The organism is Dyadobacter sp. 3J3 (assembly GCF_009801115.1).
Lineage (GTDB): Bacteria > Bacteroidota > Bacteroidia > Cytophagales > Spirosomataceae > Dyadobacter.
In genome coordinates this window covers 268,568-284,896 of the sequence record NZ_VTOL01000007.1, presented here as the reverse complement: position 1 = coordinate 284,896, position 16,329 = coordinate 268,568, and the positions used below count along the sequence as shown (strand labels likewise).

The following is a 16,329-nucleotide window of genomic DNA, read 5'->3' as shown; positions in this document are numbered from 1 at the left end:
AAGGTTAATTATTACGGACAAAATCTCATTTCGATCCTGATCCCCATTAACAATTAACAATTAATACTTAATCATTAAAAATGAAAGTTGGTGTAACAGGTGGCATTGGTTCAGGGAAAAGCATTGTTTGCAGGTTATTTGCCTGTCTGGATATTCCAATGTATGACGCTGATTCCCGTGCGAAATGGCTTACAAACCATGATCCTGCAATCCGCGAGGCCGTAATTCAATTACTTGGCTCGGAATCTTATACCTTGGATGGTGAATACAATCGTCCTTATGTTTCCTCACAGGTCTTCAAAGATCCGGATCTTCTTAAAAAACTTAATGCGATTATTCATCCGGCTGTTGGAAAAGATACCGATGGCTGGTTAGAAAAAAATAGCTATTTTCCATATGTGATCAAGGAAGCAGCGATTATGAATAAGGCTGGTGATAATAACAATCTGGATTTTGTGATTGTGGTAACTGCTTCTGTTGAACTACGTTTGTCACGTATAAGAAATCGTGATAAGAACCGCTCGGAAGCAGAAATCAAATCAATTATTGAGAGACAAATTTCAGATGAAGAACGAGATGAGATTGCAGATTTTAAGATCGATAACGGCGAAAATGTTGCCTTGATTCCGCAGGTTTTGAAACTTCACAAATTATTTCTGGAAACTAGCAGGAAGTAAATCTAGAAATCTACATCTAATCCCAAAGCTTGTTTTAGCTCTAACAAATAGGGATTTTTCTCCGCCATGTAATTGAATTTCTCCGCAGGCGTGTAAGGTAGCCGATTTACTTCGTGCGGTGCTACACGCGCATTTATTTCCAATCTGGGTGCATTAAATTTGCTTTTCAAATACCCAAGCAAATCATAACGCATACTCTGCAAAGCATCCATTTGCGGATCATTATCAAGCGCAACCTGAATGGTGAAATCAACCAGTTCTACCGCTCTGTTCAATGCGATTCCTTCCGTAGTAGAATCTTTTGTACGTTTTCTTATATCAGCGAATTCGTGCCAAACCTGCTGCAAGTTTTCCAACGTAAGTTCGAGAAGTATTTTCGGGGGTTGTTGAGCAGTTAAAACTTCGTTAGAAGGAGCTGCAACTTCTTTCGCTGATCCGCTCTGAGCGGTTGGGTCTTGTGGAGTAAGTTGTGTTGTACTTCTAAGTTTTGACGGTTTTGCCGTGGCCTGAATTACCGGTTGCTGAACAACAGGTGCAACATTACCATTGGAATACGAAACTTCCTTCGCCTGATTTTCATAAACCGGCGTCGGCTCTTTTGCTTCGTTAGTATTTACGGATTGTTGAGGCTCAACTTTTTTTTTTGCCGTTTCATCAACGGCCGCAAGAGAATGAAGTTGAAGGATATTGGGGAGATTTGCCAGTTTCATCAGGCAAAGCTCCACATGCAATCGCTGATTTTTTGCAGCTTTATAATTGATATCACACTGACTGGCGACGCTTAATGCCGAAAGCAAAAAGCTCATATCCGCATCTCTGGACTGGTCAACGTATTTTCGCTCGGCAGATTCTGAAACCTGTAAAAGAGAAACAGTCGCCGGATCTTTACAGACCAGAAGATTTCGGAAATGTTCAAGCAAACCGACAATAAACAAATGTCCGTCAAATCCTTTTCTTAATATCTCATCAAATATTATTAAAGAACGTGCTACACTTGCAGCTGTTAAAGCGTCTGTTATTTTGAAATAATAATCATAATCCAGAATATGCAGGTTTTCTAAAACCGCTGCATAAGTCAAATGATTATCGGTTGAGAAAGTAACATTTAAATCAAACATCGAAAGTGCATCACGCAAACCTCCGTCCGCTTTCTGTCCGATCAGTTCGAGTGCTTCTTTTTCTGTTTCAATTCCTTCCTTTTTTGCAATATCAGCGAGGTGATAAGCAATATCTTTTGGCTGGATACGGTTGAAATCGAAAATCTGACAACGGGATAAGATCGTCGGCAGGATTTTATGTTTTTCAGTTGTTGCCAAAATAAAAATCGCATATCCCGGCGGTTCTTCCAATGTTTTCAAAAAGGCATTAAAAGCAGCCTGCGAAAGCATGTGAACCTCATCAATGATATAGATTTTGTATTTTCCGGTTTGAGGCGGGTAGCGCACCTGATCGATCAGGTTACGGATATCTTCAACAGAGTTATTGGATGCAGCATCCAGTTCGTGGATGTTGAAAGAGGCATTATTTTGAAAACTGACACAGGACTCACACTCACCGCAAGCTTCTACATCGTCACCAAGATTCTGACAGTTAATTGTTTTTGCAAGAATACGGGCACAGGTAGTCTTCCCAACACCACGCGGACCGCAAAACAGGAAAGCCTGTGCGAGGTGATTGGTACGAATTGCATTTTTAAGCGTAGTCGTGATATGTGATTGGCCAACTACCGAGTCGAAAGTGACCGGACGATACTTTCTGGCCGAAACAACGAAATGATCCATGGGTGCAAGTTAGCTCCGTGCGACGGAATTTCAAATTACTTTTTCTCTACCAACGGATAAACACGGACGTAATCAACTTCCATTTTTTGAGGGAAAATGCTGTCATCCACGCCTTTCTGTCCACCCCAATCGCCGCCAACAGCCATATTTAATATTAAATGAAAAGATTTGTCATAAGGCCATTGTTCCCAGGAATAGCCGGATTCTTTATTGAACCGGAAATATTCTTTTCCGTCAATGCCGATGGAGACGTATCCGGGTGTCCATTCACAGATATAGGTATGAAATGCCGTTGAAGCATCGGTTAGTAGTGTGTCGCCACCTTTATTTGTTTTCAAAACGTGGTTAAATGCTTTGGTGTGTATATTTCCGTGGATATGATTCTGGTCAAAACCGACGTGTTCCATAATGTCAATTTCGCCATTATCCGGCCAGCCTTTATTGCCATAGTTTTCTTGCGAAAAAAGCATCCAGATTGCAGGCCAGGTTCCGCGGCCTAGCGGAAGTTTGGCACGAATCTCAAATTTGCCATACAGAAAATCTCCTTTTCCTTTTGTCACCAATCGGGCCGAACTGTAATTCTGCTTACCAGAACTTTCTTTTCTGGCTTCAATAATAAGATTACCATTTTCAACACGGGCATTTTCTGATTTGTCAGTATAGTTTTCCAGCTCATGATTTCCCCAGCCATCACCGCCTAAATCATAACTCCACTTTTTAACATCAGGTTTTCCTGAATCATTAAATTCATCCTGCCAGATCGGTGTCGATCCAAACTCATATATCGCAGTGGAAGATTGCGAAGGTGGAGTTTGGGATTGTGAACAATCAATAAAGCCGATTAGGCAAACTGAGAGAAAACTTAGTTTTAGGAAAGGGGATTTTTGCATATTACTATCCAAATTAACCTTGATTTTTAGCAATTCGTTGTGGTAATTTTGAGAAGTCCATTTTTCTTAACATCGCATTGGCTTCATCTAACTTTTTTTGAACAATCTGTTCACCTGTAAGTTTTTGTATAGGCTCAATTTTCTTTGTTTTCATAACAATCCGGGTTGGAATTTGGCTTTTTTGGTAAATTTGAAAGATCAACACCTCTCAATAATTCATTCATTTCTTTTAGTTTTTTATTAACGATTTGCTCGCCGCTTAATTTGAGAGAAGTATTCCTTCTATTTTTTGCCATGTTCAAAGAGTTATGGTAAAATCAAACATTGAAATGATAATCAAAATAAACAGCTCTTGTGGAGCTTTCTGTGTATAGAAAGGTAATTCAAGATTTATTTTTCTGGCTCCTTAGGAGCCTCCTAAGATTTAAGGAAACTCCGACGGAGTTAGGGTAGTGGCTGGAAATCAAATATTCCTATAAACAGGACGCTCCAAAGGAGCACGTTGAGGTCAAAATACGAGATAAAGAAAATTGCTTCAAGCAAATTCAACGATTTTATTTCGTGAAAAAGTCGATAATCTATTAATGGGCAATATTGGTGTTTCCATTCCGAAAAGCCCACATTCAATCATTCTCCCATTCACTAATTCAATCATTATTCCTCCCGTGTGTGCATTATTGATCAAATTTAACGTTTATAAATCAATTATTGAAATCCTCTTCCTCAGGTTCTTTGTGCCGGACTGACCAAAACTTATTAATTTTGCTCGCCCCATAATACAGACCGAATGAAGCAATTAAAACTTACCACAGAACTCAACGTCATACCTTCAGAATGGAAAATAAATCATCAATCCAATATAGCAACCATCGGTTCCTGTTTTGCCGATGTGTTAGGGAATCAGCTTTCCGGGAATAAATTTTCGGTATTGAATAATCCTTTTGGAACCGTTTTCAACCCGCTGGCTATTGCCAAACTTCTTGATTTGTCACTGGAAGGAAAACCACCACATGCAGCGCTTTATCACCAGAATGCCGACGGGATCTGGTTACATCATGATTTTCACTCTTCGCTCTGGTCGACAAGCCGGGTAGGTTTGGAAGAAAAACTGATTGAAAAACAAAAGCAAGTGAATCAGTTTTTGAGAAATGCTGATGTGCTTGTCATCACTCTTGGGACCGCTTTTGCTTACCGACACAGGGCAACAAATGTGCTCGTTGGAAATTGCCATAAAGTGCCTTCTGATCGTTTTGTGAAGGAATTGCTTCACCTTGATCAGATTATGATCGGTCTTGAGCATCTTTTATTCAAACTGCAATCGATTAAAAGAGACCTGAAAATTATATTCACCGTTAGTCCGGTTCGTCATACAAAAGATACACTTTCTTTGAATCAGGTTAGTAAATCGACTTTACGTTTGGTTTGTCACCGCTTGTCTGAGAAATTTAAGCAGGTTAATTATTTTCCGGCCTATGAGATCATGGTCGATGAATTACGCGATTACCGCTTTTATAAACCAGATCTTATTCATCCAAACAGTGTGGCTGAGGAGCATATCTTTCGTACTTTTGCGGAGGCTTATATAGATAAGTCGGCATTGGACTTTATGAAAGGCTGGGAGGGAATTCAGAAAATGCTGAACCATAATGCCCAACATGGATTTACACCGAGCCATCTGGCATTGTTGCATACACTACAAGTCAGATTGAGTGATTTGGAGGGACAGGTAGATTTATCCAATGAATTAATAGAAGTAAATCGGAGAATTAGAGAATTTCCTGTGAACTGATAAACTCATTCACGGTATTCCGTGTTCAGTTAGATCAGAAGAAATATATAAAAAATAGCGGTTTTGGGAAAATCCAAAACTCATATCAAGTACCGCACCGGTTTTCCGGGCGAAATAATTACGATGGGCGAATTTACAATCAATAAGGAAAAAGTATTACAGGCTTTAGGCACTGTTCAGGAACCTGATCTTAAACAGGATCTGGTAACCCTGAATATGATTACGGATATCGAAATCGGTATAAACCAGGTGAAATTTACGGTTATTTTAACCACACCGGCTTGCCCTTTGAAAGAATTAATAAAGAGATTGTGTGTTGAAGCGATTCATACACATTTGAATCCGGATGTTGAAGTTATCGTCAATTTAACTTCAAATGTAACGAGTATCAGGCCATTAGGGGCGGCCCTTATTCCGGGTGTTAAAAATGTGATTGCCATTTCTTCGGGAAAGGGTGGAGTAGGGAAGTCAACCGTTACAGCTAATCTTGCGATGGCTCTGCACCGTTCAGGTGCTTCTGTTGGGATTATTGATGCAGATATTTCCGGCCCTTCCATTCCGTTGATGTTTGGTGCAGAAAACATGCAGCCAACGATCACACCGAAAGATGGGAAAAATTATATTAATCCGATTCGTCAGTATGGGATCAAAATGATTTCTATCGGATTTCTGACGCCCGCGGATAGTGCCGTTGTTTGGCGTGGTCCGATGGCTAGTCAGGCTTTGAAACAATTTTTCGGAGATACTGATTGGGGCGATCTGGATTATTTGTTGATTGATCTTCCTCCGGGAACGAGTGATATTCACCTTACCTTGGTACAAACAGTGCCCGTTACAGGTGCAATTATCGTAACAACACCTCAGAAAGTTGCATTAGCAGATGCTGTTAAAGGGATGTCAATGTTCCGTCAACCGCAAATTAATGTTCCGATTTTGGGCGTAATTGAAAATATGGCCTGGTTCACACCGGAAGAGCTTCCGGATAGTAAATATCATATTTTTGGAAAAGGCGGCGGACAATCGCTGGCTGATAAATTTGATGTACCTTTGTTAGGACAAATCCCTTTGGTACAAGGCATTCGTGAAGCGGGAGATGAAGGTCGCCCGGCTGTGATGGATGTTAATCCGATCGTGAATGACGCTTTCCGCCATGCAGCAGAAGGTTTGGCGCAACAGGTTGCCATCAGGAATGCAACAAAAGAGAAAACGCAAATTGTAGAGATTCAGGCTTAAAACAGTAGCCTTGTTTGACTTTATCAATAAAATCTTGCATATTACCGAATAGACTTTTTTAATAATGGATTCAAGAGAAAAAACATTAGAATTAATTGAGCAGGCGTTGGACACTGTTCGTCCGTATTTACATGCAGATGGCGGTGACGTGAAGTTGGTAGAATTGACGGATGATCTTACAGTAAAACTGGAACTTTTAGGTTCTTGCCAAAGCTGCCCGATGAGTGCCATGACTTTCCGTGCCGGTCTTGAAGAATCGATTCGTAAGGCAGTTCCGCATATCAACCGCGTAGTAGCATCAAACGTGCCTTCATTAGCATAACCGTTCGTTAATCGTTAACGAACCTGATTCAGTTTGACTGTAAAGCAGCCAAATTGAAATAAATTTTTCCTATGCACCATAAGTTGCAATTGATTCATTTTAAATACTGCTTATATTGCAGGTACGTTTTAAATGCATCAATCAGGCAATAATATGCGCATAGGAGTTTTTTTTGGAGGTCCCTCCCGCGAAAGGGAAATTTCATTTGCGGGCGGGAAAACCGCTTTCGAGTACTTGGATAAATCACTTTTTGAACCGGTTCCCGTTTTTGTCGACAGCTTCGGTCGCTTTATAAAACTGGAACATTCTTTGATGTATTCAAAGGAAATCAGGGACTTCTATCCGGCAAAAAGTAATCAGACAGACGATTTCAAAACTTATATAGAGTCATTTCCGGAAATGGCAAAACAACCGGTTTCACGCGAAATTGGTGTTCTTTTATCTCCGGATCAATTTAAAGATCATTTTGATTTCGCATTTCTGGCCATGCACGGTCCCGATTGTGAAGATGGCGCCATTCAGGGATTACTGGAATGGTTTAAAATTCCATACAGCGGGCCTGGTTTGATGGGTTCTGCGGTTGGAATTGATAAAATTCTTCAAAATGAAATGATCGCGCTGGTTAACAATCAGCAAAAGAAAAGCTGGACATTACGCTATGATCAGTGGATTCCACGCGAATACTCCATTCTTTTTACAGTCCTTAAAAAACATCTGGGTTTACCTTTGGTAATAAAAGCGCCTCATCAGGGTTCTTCGATTGGCGTTGCTATTGTAAAGGAAGATTCTCTGGACGCTTTTGTCGCGGCTGTCAATCAATGTTTTTTTCAGGTTGAACTGGAAAGTAAAACCTGGAAAGCACTGGACGCAGCCGGGAAACGCGCATATGTGCAGCGCATTGCCAATCTGGATGAAGGAATAGGGTTTCCGGTTGTTGTGAACGGAGATAAAATCATTTATCATCCGGCAGATTTGCTAGAACAACTGACAAATATGTTTGTTGTTCAGGACGATATTATTGTTTTGAGCAGCTCCAACGCAGAAGATCAGATTTTGCTTGAAGAATTTATTGAAGGTCAGGAATTCTCCTGTGGTTGTATTCAATTTGACAACGGAAAACCATTGGCTTTGCCTCCAAGTGAAGTGATTAAAATGGTTGACGTTTTTGATTTTAATGCCAAATACAAACCAGGAGCAAGTCGGAAAAGAATACCGGTTGATACTACGCTTGAAAAAAACCGGGAAATTCAGAAAGTTATAGCAGAGGTTTTCCAGCAACTGGGCATTACGGTTTGCGTTCGGATCGATGGATTTTTAACCCCAGAAGGGACTATTTTACTTCATGACCCGAACACGATTCCAGGTATGTCGCCGACTTCTTTCATTTTTAAACAAATGGCAGAAATTGGATTGAGCGTTACACAAGCGTTAACTTATTTCATTCGTCAATCAATTAGAGAAAGAATTCGTTTGGGGAAAGATACCTGGAATCTGAGACATTTGCTTGAAAGTTTGGATGAAAAAATAACGGCTGAAAAAAATGTTGTCAAACCAGTTAAGGGGATTCTTTTTGATGCCTCGGACGAGCATTATGCCTTGGCAAGACAAACCTATGGTAAATTATTTGCAGACGGAGTTTATAAACCGGTTCCTGTTTTACACGGAACCGATGGTAAATACTACCAGCTTCCGAATCCGTTTATGTTCAAAGAATATATTGTAGATGTTGAAGGATTGATAAGTCAGGGAAGACATCCGCTTTTGACTGAAACCGCTCAAAAAGCGAAGTCAATTACTGATTTTTTTGCGGGTGAAATCGACGATCAGATTCATGTTTTTAACAACGTAGAAGCCATAGAATTAATTAGGGACTGGGTTGTCATCTAAATCGACTAATAATTTATTTACCATTTTTAAGGACAAAAAAGAGCTTGTTTAAAGCTCTTTTTTAGTAAATTTCATTTTCTACACAACTTTTACGGTTTTTCAAACCTGGAATTTAGTTAGGTGTAGATTTTTAATTGAGTTTTTTGACTCCGATAATTTGACGAACCAATGGCACACGGCGCAGAGAAAGTACGGTTAAGCCTACAAAAAGAAAACAAAGGTTGGAAAAAATGGGGGCCATATCTGTCTGAGCGTCAGTGGGGAACTGTACGTGAAGATTACAGCGGAAATGGTGATGCCTGGAATTACATTACCCACGAAATGGCTTTGTCCAAAACATATCGCTGGGGAGAAGATGGCATCGGAGGTTTTTCTGATAACAAACAACATATCTGTCTCTCTTTCGCTTTTTGGAACCATCGTGATAAATTTTTAAAAGAACGGATTTTTGGATTGACAAACCGTGAATCAAATCACGGGGAGGATGTTAAGGAAATGTACTATTATCTGGATAGTACGCCAACGCATTCCTACACCAAAATGCTTTATAAATATCCTCAGCAGCAATTTCCTTATGATAAACTTCGTCAGGAAAATGGGAAGAGGGGGAAAGAGGATCCGGAGTATGAAATCATGGATACGGGTGTGTTCGATAACAATGAATATTTCGACATTTTTATAGAACATGCCAAGGCCGACGAAGAGGATATCATGATGAAAGTGACGGTGCATAACCGTGGCCCAAAAGATGCTCCGATTACGGTTTTACCAACGATTATGTTCAGGAATACATGGTCGTGGGGATATGAGGCGTTCAACTACAAACCGATGATGAACGGGATTTCAAACCGTTTGATCGAGGTGACTCACCGGAAACACGGAAAGTATAATCTGTACCTGGATAATGCAGACGAGCTTTTGTTTTGTGAAAATGAATCAAATCTTAAAAAGTTATACGGTACAGCCAATAATACGGCTTATCCAAAAGATGGTATAAACGATTACATCGTCAGCGGCAGAAAAACGGCCACCGTCAATCCAAATAGTATTGGTACAAAAGCTTCGGCACGGTTTACCAAAACAATCAAAGCCGGAGAAAGTGTTGTTTTTCGCATGCGTTATGTAAATCATTCTATATCAGAGCCTTTCGGTGGATTTGAAGATCTTTTCAACAAAAGAATTCGCGAGGCTGATGAATTTTATGATGATATTCAAAAAGATGTAGCCGATGCTGATCTCCGTTCGATTCAGCGCCAGGCTTATGCCGGGATGTTGTGGAGCAAGCAGTTTTATTACTACAATGTATACGAATGGCTAAAAGGTGACCCCGCCCAGCCTGAACCTAATCAGGGACGAAAGTGGGGGAGGAATTCCGGATGGAAACATTTGTATTCTGCCAACATTATTTCCATGCCCGATAAGTGGGAATATCCGTGGTTTGCTGCCTGGGATCTGGCTTTCCATTGTGTACCGCTCGCCAGGGTTGATGCTGATTTTGCCAAACGACAACTAGAAATTTTACTACGGGAATATTACATGCATCCCAACGGACAGATTCCTGCATACGAGTGGAATTTCTCTGACGTTAACCCGCCCGTTCACGGTTGGGCAACATGGAAGGTATACGAAATTGACCGGGAGCAAAATAATGGCGTTGGTGATGTCGAATTTCTGGAAAAGATATTCCACAAATTATTGCTGAATTTCACTTGGTGGGTCAATCAAAAGGATGATACCGGTAATAATATTTTCAGTGGTGGTTTCCTTGGGCTTGATAATATTGGTGTATTTGACCGTTCAACACCAATGCCTTTTGGTGGAAAACTCCAGCAGGCGGATGCAACAGGCTGGATGGCGATGTATACGCTGAACATGTTGCGAATTTCGGTTGAAATTGCATTGCAGCATCCGGTTTATCAGGATATGGCATCGAAATTTTTCGAGCACTTCCTGCATATTGCCGGAGCGATGGAATCCATTGGTGGTAAAAATTCTTCGATTAGTTTATGGGATGAAGAAGACCAGTTTTATTATGATGTAATCCATATTCCGAATGGTCAAAGCATATTATTGAAAGTGCGTTCGATTGTAGGTTTGATACCACTTTTTGCGGTGGAGATCCTTGATCCTACGAATCTTGATAAAATGCCTGTATTCAAACGACGTGTGGAATGGGTTTTGGCAAACAGGCCTGATCTTGCGCGTTTGATATCACGTTGGTTTGAATCCGGAAAAGGAGAAAATCGCTTGTTATCGATTCTTCGCGGTCACCGGATGAAAATGATCATGAAGCGTATGCTGGACGAAAATGAGTTTTTGTCTGATTATGGTGTGCGTGCATTGTCTAAATATCATAAGGATAATCCATACAAGTTTTATATCAACGGAGAAGTTTTACAGGTAGATTATACACCGGCCGAAGCTTTAACGGATATCATGGGTGGTAATTCCAACTGGCGTGGACCGATCTGGTTTCCTTTAAATTACCTGATTTTTGACTCTTTAATGAAATTTCATGCTTACTATGGCGAGGATTTCCAGATAGAATATCCGACAAACTCGGGAAATCTGGTAACGATTAAAGATGCAGCCATGGCGATTGCAAATCGTTTGATTGATATATTTAAAAAAGACGCGGAAGGCAGAAGAGCATTTAACGGAGACGATGAGAAAATGCAGACGGATCCGAATTTTAGCGAACATATTTTATTTTATGAATATTTCCATGGAGACAACGGAAGAGGCTGCGGTGCAAACCACCAGACTGGTTGGACGGGTTTGGTAGCCGAGCTGATCCTTAAAACTTCTCAGGAAAAAATGAAAGAAGTTGCCCGGGAAGAACTGCCGGTAAGTAAGTAATTCCGGATTATTTTTACTTTTATATTTTTAATTACTCAACTGAGAACGATATTTTTAGTCTTTATCCAAAGCACAGCGTAGTACTGTTGTTTTGCCGGTAACGGCTTATTTAAAACTAACTGTTTCTGAAAACAATCTTTCAATTTAATTATGACCGCACAATTAGATCCTACTGTTCTTGCCAAAGTAAATACCTGGCTTGAAGGCGATTACGATATTGATACCAAACAATCAATTCAACAATTGATTGACGAAGGAAATGATACTGAACTTACTGACGCATTTTACAAGGATCTTGAATTTGGCACGGGTGGTTTACGTGGATTAATCGGTGTAGGTTCAAACCGCATGAACCGCTACACCGTTGGTACTGCAACGCAGGGTTTAGCGAATTATCTGAACAAAGCGTTTCCAAATCAGGAAATCAAAGTAGCCATTGCGTATGACAGCCGCATAAAATCAGATGAGTTTTCCCAAATTATCGCGGATATTTTTTCTGCAAGCGGAATTACTGTTTATCTTTTTGAAGCGCTTCGCCCAACGCCTGAGCTTTCTTTTGCAATCCGTCAACTGGGATGTCAGAGTGGTGTGGTAGTTACGGCATCGCACAATCCGAAAGAATACAACGGATATAAGGCTTACTGGAACGATGGCTCACAGGTTGTGGCTCCTCATGATTCCAATATTATTGATGAAGTAAACGCGATCAAATCCATTGATGATATCAAGTTTGTGGGAGATCCTTCAAAAGTTATCAAAATCGGAGCTGATATTGATGAAAAATATCTTGATCATATTCTCTCACTTTCGATTTCAAAAGATGCAATTGCCCGTCAGAAAGATTTAAAGATCGTCTATACGCCTTTGCATGGAACCGGTGTTACACTTGTTCCACAGTTATTGAAAAAAATGGGTTTTGAATCGGTTACGGTGATTGAAGAACAGGCAGAACCAAACGGTAATGGCCAGTTTCCAACCGTTGTTTATCCAAACCCGGAAGAAAGCGAAGCGATGTCAATGGCCGTTAACAAGGCAAAAGAAATTGATGCTGATCTTGTTTTAGGAACAGATCCTGACGCGGACAGAGTTGGTATCGCAGCCAAAAACCATCATGGCGAAATTCAGCTTTTGAATGGTAACCAAACTGCAAGTGTTCTGATTTACTATCTTTTGAACGCATGGAAAGATGCCGGAAAATTAACCGGAACGCAGTTTGTTTGTAAAACAATTGTAACAACAGATCTGATTGATAAAATGGCTGCGTCTTATGACGTGAAATGCTATAATACATTAACCGGTTTCAAATACATTGCTCAGGTAATTCGTGAGAAAGAAGGTATTGAACAATTTATCGGTGGCGGTGAAGAAAGTTATGGTTATCTGATCGGTGATGCTGTTCGTGATAAGGATGCGATCGCTTCCTGCGCCATGATTGCGGAATTAACGGCTTATGCAAAAGACAAAGGTTTGAGTCTTTTTGATATGCTGATTGAAATTTATAAGAAATTCGGATTCTATTATGAAGGACTTATTTCATTAACCAAAAAAGGAAAAACAGGTGCAGAAGAAATTCAGCAAATGATGGCTGACTTCCGCGCCAATCCGCCAAAAACGCTGGCAGGTTCTGAAGTGATCCGTATGGATGATTACAAAGCATTGACAACTACCGATTTTACATCAGGTATAACAACGGAAATTCCATCTGGTGAAATGGGAATTGAATCATCAAACGTGCTTCAATTCTTCACGGTCGACGGTACTAAATTCACTTGCCGACCTTCCGGAACAGAACCGAAGATTAAATTCTACGTAGGCGTTCGTGCTGAGCTTGAAAGCAAAGAGGATTTCGATAGCGTTTATGCCGGATTGAAAGAAAAAGTAAAGGCGATTGGTGAGGAGTTGGGATTGAAATAAATCTTCTTTTACCGAGATATAGGAATTCCAACCGGAAAATATTTTCCGGTTGGAATTTTCTTTTGCAACAGACCGCCAACATTATCGGTATCAGGATGAAGATTCCAAACTCCTGATTTATCTTTGAGTTGAAAAGCACTTAACCCGTTAGTTATCCGTCATATAATGTTTCGTTATCCATCTTTTTTTCAGAGATTCTTTTTATTAAGCTTCCTTTTTAGCTTTATCATCATAATCTCCAATGCTCAGCAAAATAATGCGGTTGTACTTACCGGAAAAGTTACAGATGGAAAAACGGGCAAACCACTGCCTTTTGCTAACGTTTTTGTAAATAATTCTACGATTGGTACAAATGCGGATGAAAACGGTAATTACAGATTGACAGGCCTGACGATTGGTAATATTGAAATGGCGGTGTCTTTTTTGGGTTATGAAACAGTAAAACAAACTTTAAGATTTGAACAACCAGGCTTAAAAACTGTTCAGTTTAAGCTGATTGAAGGTATGCAGCTGGGCGGCGTGACGATTTACGCCAGGAAAAATAAAAAACGTGAAAAACATCTGGCGATTATCACCAGGGAATTATTGGGCAAATCTCCTTTTGCCAAACTCTGCAAAATTTTAAATCCGGAAGTTCTTCGAATTTCTCTCGACGATAACGGCCATTTGAGCGCACAAACAACCGGTGCGCTGATTATTGAAAACAATGCGCTGGGCTACAAAATTTTCCAGGATCTGGACGACTTTGATTATTATGAAGGAAAGGTATACTATGGTGGCAGTACACGTTTTCAGTTGTTAACACCAAAAGACTCGGTTCAAAAGAATCTTTGGCGAAGAAATCAGGTGAATGCATACCAGGGCTCACTAAAACATTTGCTCGCAAGTATGGTTTCGGATAGTCTACAGGAAAACGGATTCAAGGTGTTTCAGGAAATTCCTGATTCTTTAAGAATGTTTCGTTCTGTAAGAAGTATGAACGGATACAATTATATCACAAATAACGTTCACAACCGCATTGAACAGGTTCGTGGAGACAGGCTCATCCGGGACGGAGAATTATCCACAGAAAGACTGGTTGTATCAAGAACGATGTTGGAAGTTTTTTATATCAAAAAACACGGAAGTTCTCCTTACAACGATATGCCCTATGCTTATACCCAAATCAAATTTCCCCAGGGATATGCCGTGATCACGCCCCAGGGCTGGGTTGTAATGCCCATGGGATTTGAAATCGCCGGATTTTTAGGGAATGACAGATATTCAACTTTACTGCCAGCTGATTGGAAAAGAGAGGACTAATTTTAATGGTTAATTGTTAAGGGTTAATTGTTAATGGGAGTGGCGAGTTACTTCTTTGATTTTTTACAACAATAATCATAATACAACTTAGTGTTCGCTCCCTGAATCATTAACCCTTAAACATTAACCATTAACAATTAATCCTTAACCATTACAACAGTGTTTTGTAGGACAACAAATGGCAAATGAACATTCCAATCCGGTTTTAAATTTTCCTGGTTCATGAATCCTTTGGAGTAATTTCCCAGAACAATATCCATATCGCCGTCGCCGTCATAATCATTTACATCCATACAAATCCATCTTCCTTTATCAGAAATCGGGATACTATGAGCTTTGAACTTTAATCCGGTTTTCGTTTCGTTTTCGAAATACGTGAACGTATCATATGGCTTGGATTTAAAATCGGAAAAGAATGCTATTGTGGCAATATCGATGTCGCCATCTTTGTCAAAATCTGCCGCCATGGCTTTTGTAGCACCATTTAACTGAGAAAAGTAGGATTTTTCAAAATGAAAGCTTCCTTTATTTTTACCCTCTTTATTCAGAAAAACGTAAAGTCCGTGATAGGGCTTTAAAATTCTTGAATAATCGCTGTTATCACCGGCTGTGTAAATAATATCCTGTCTTCCGTCTTTATTTATATCGATCAACTGGAAACTGCTGGATCCAAAAACCGGTGGGAAACGAAGGATATTTTTTTCAACAAATCCTCCCTTTTTGTCATTTATAAAAAGCCAGATTCCTTCATTTGCATGAGCAAATAATGTCATAATATCAGGCCAGCCATCCTTATTGAAATCTACAATGACGGATTGGGTTGAACCGGGAACTTCGCGGACTGTGACTCTTTTGAATGACTTATCCGGAAGCTGTTGCAATATATACAATCCTCCAAAATTGTGTCCGAAGCTACAAACGAGATAATCCGTTAAGCCGTCCTTGTTATAATCCAGAACTTGTGTTTGTATTGGTCTTATCAAATCCTTTGCTATGTTGACATTCTGTGAGCCCTTCTTGTCAGTTATTCCAATAACATCACCTTTTGTATTATCCAATGCACGCATTCCACCCATGCATGTGATGATACTCTCAAATGGACCATGTTCGGGGAAGTTTATATCCACAGCAGATGTAGATAACTCTGTTACCAGTGAAGGTTTTAGTAAAGTGTTCCATTCAAACAACGCAGAATAATTCAGGCTGCTGGTAAAGATTTTTTTCTCTTTGGGGTTGATGCCCGTCATAATTGTGGCGGCAACCTGTGAGGAATCCGGATCAGGGGTTTTTAATTTGAAAACAGCCCAGTCACTTATTTTATCCTGGGATGTTTCCGGTTTAAGCGAATCGGGTGCCAGAGTCTCGTAATACCTGAGTATTCCATGCCATTCCTTGATTGATAATGTCGAATTTTTATGAGGCAGATAAACATTGCCCTGTAATACCTCGATTCCAAAATGTTCTGCCATGGCCGGCATAATTCCATCCCGCCAGGTTTTTTTATCCAGTAAAGACGGGTCAGGGAACATATGGCAACTTGTGCACCTGAGTTTTGCAAGAGCCTCACTTTGAGCCAGCGTATTGTCCCCAACGTTCCGTTCACAGCCAGTTGATACGACAAAAATCAGAGAAAAAAATATATAAATATTTTTAGAGGTATTGGTAATTAACATTG

General features: G+C 40.1%; 13 protein-coding genes. 8 read left to right on the top strand and 5 right to left on the bottom strand.

What is annotated here, in order from left to right; genetic code table 11:
* The first annotated feature begins 80 nt into the window (after window positions 1–80).
* Window positions 81–677: a dephospho-CoA kinase gene (gene coaE, locus FZF08_RS16975; protein ID WP_159470875.1), complete on the top strand. Its 597-nt coding sequence runs from the start codon at window positions 81–83 to the stop codon at window positions 675–677.
* 2 nt (window positions 678–679) lie between these two features.
* Here the strand turns inward: coaE and FZF08_RS16970 are convergent, their stop codons facing one another.
* From FZF08_RS16970 to FZF08_RS16955, 4 genes are read right to left on the bottom strand one after another with little or no spacing between them, the layout of a single operon-like run.
* Window positions 680–2,458, bottom strand: a complete 1,779-nt coding sequence (locus tag FZF08_RS16970) for a DNA polymerase III subunit gamma/tau (RefSeq protein ID WP_159470874.1) — start codon at window positions 2,456–2,458, stop codon at window positions 680–682.
* Between the two features lie 35 nt (window positions 2,459–2,493).
* Window positions 2,494–3,348: a family 16 glycosylhydrolase gene (locus tag FZF08_RS16965; RefSeq protein WP_159470873.1), complete on the bottom strand. Its 855-nt coding sequence runs from the start codon at window positions 3,346–3,348 to the stop codon at window positions 2,494–2,496.
* Window positions 3,349–3,361: 13 nt separating this feature from the next.
* Window positions 3,362–3,502 (bottom strand): hypothetical protein, encoded by a 141-nt coding sequence (locus FZF08_RS16960; RefSeq protein ID WP_159470872.1) that lies wholly within the window; start codon window positions 3,500–3,502, stop codon window positions 3,362–3,364.
* Window positions 3,483–3,644, bottom strand: coding sequence for a hypothetical protein (locus tag FZF08_RS16955; protein WP_159470871.1), 162 nt, complete (start codon window positions 3,642–3,644; stop codon window positions 3,483–3,485). Before FZF08_RS16955 ends, FZF08_RS16960 begins: the two co-directional genes overlap by 20 nt.
* 491 nt (window positions 3,645–4,135) lie before the next feature.
* On the opposite strand from FZF08_RS16955, the gene FZF08_RS16950 reads away from it, so the two are divergent.
* The 7 genes from FZF08_RS16950 to FZF08_RS16920 all read left to right on the top strand — a co-directional run bounded on the left by FZF08_RS16950 (window position 4,136) and on the right by FZF08_RS16920 (window position 14,654).
* Window positions 4,136–5,137 carry a GSCFA domain-containing protein gene (locus tag FZF08_RS16950; RefSeq protein WP_159470870.1) on the top strand — a complete coding sequence of 334 codons (1,002 nt, stop codon included), beginning with the start codon at window positions 4,136–4,138 and terminating at the stop codon, window positions 5,135–5,137.
* A 123-nt stretch (window positions 5,138–5,260) separates the two neighbouring features.
* Complete coding sequence (locus tag FZF08_RS16945) at window positions 5,261–6,370, top strand: Mrp/NBP35 family ATP-binding protein (protein ID WP_159471117.1); 1,110 nt, start codon at window positions 5,261–5,263, stop codon at window positions 6,368–6,370.
* Between the two features lie 64 nt (window positions 6,371–6,434).
* Window positions 6,435–6,692, top strand: a complete 258-nt coding sequence (locus tag FZF08_RS16940; protein ID WP_159470868.1) for a NifU family protein — start codon at window positions 6,435–6,437, stop codon at window positions 6,690–6,692.
* Window positions 6,693–6,845: 153 nt separating this feature from the next.
* Window positions 6,846–8,579, top strand: a complete 1,734-nt coding sequence (locus FZF08_RS16935) for a D-alanine--D-alanine ligase (RefSeq protein WP_159470866.1) — start codon at window positions 6,846–6,848, stop codon at window positions 8,577–8,579.
* Between the two features lie 168 nt (window positions 8,580–8,747).
* On the top strand, window positions 8,748–11,438 hold the full coding sequence (locus FZF08_RS16930) for an MGH1-like glycoside hydrolase domain-containing protein (protein WP_159470864.1): 2,691 nt from the start codon (window positions 8,748–8,750) through the stop codon (window positions 11,436–11,438).
* A 150-nt stretch (window positions 11,439–11,588) separates the two neighbouring features.
* Window positions 11,589–13,352 carry a phospho-sugar mutase gene (locus tag FZF08_RS16925; RefSeq protein ID WP_159470863.1) on the top strand — a complete coding sequence of 588 codons (1,764 nt, stop codon included), beginning with the start codon at window positions 11,589–11,591 and terminating at the stop codon, window positions 13,350–13,352.
* A gap of 165 nt (window positions 13,353–13,517) precedes the next feature.
* A complete protein-coding gene (locus FZF08_RS16920) occupies window positions 13,518–14,654 on the top strand; it encodes a carboxypeptidase-like regulatory domain-containing protein (protein ID WP_159470861.1) in 1,137 nt (378 codons plus the stop codon).
* A gap of 137 nt (window positions 14,655–14,791) precedes the next feature.
* On the opposite strand, the gene FZF08_RS16915 is transcribed toward FZF08_RS16920, so the two are convergent.
* Window positions 14,792–16,327 (bottom strand): VCBS repeat-containing protein, encoded by a 1,536-nt coding sequence (locus FZF08_RS16915; RefSeq protein WP_159470859.1) that lies wholly within the window; start codon window positions 16,325–16,327, stop codon window positions 14,792–14,794.
* Between the last annotated feature and the right edge of the window lie 2 nt (window positions 16,328–16,329).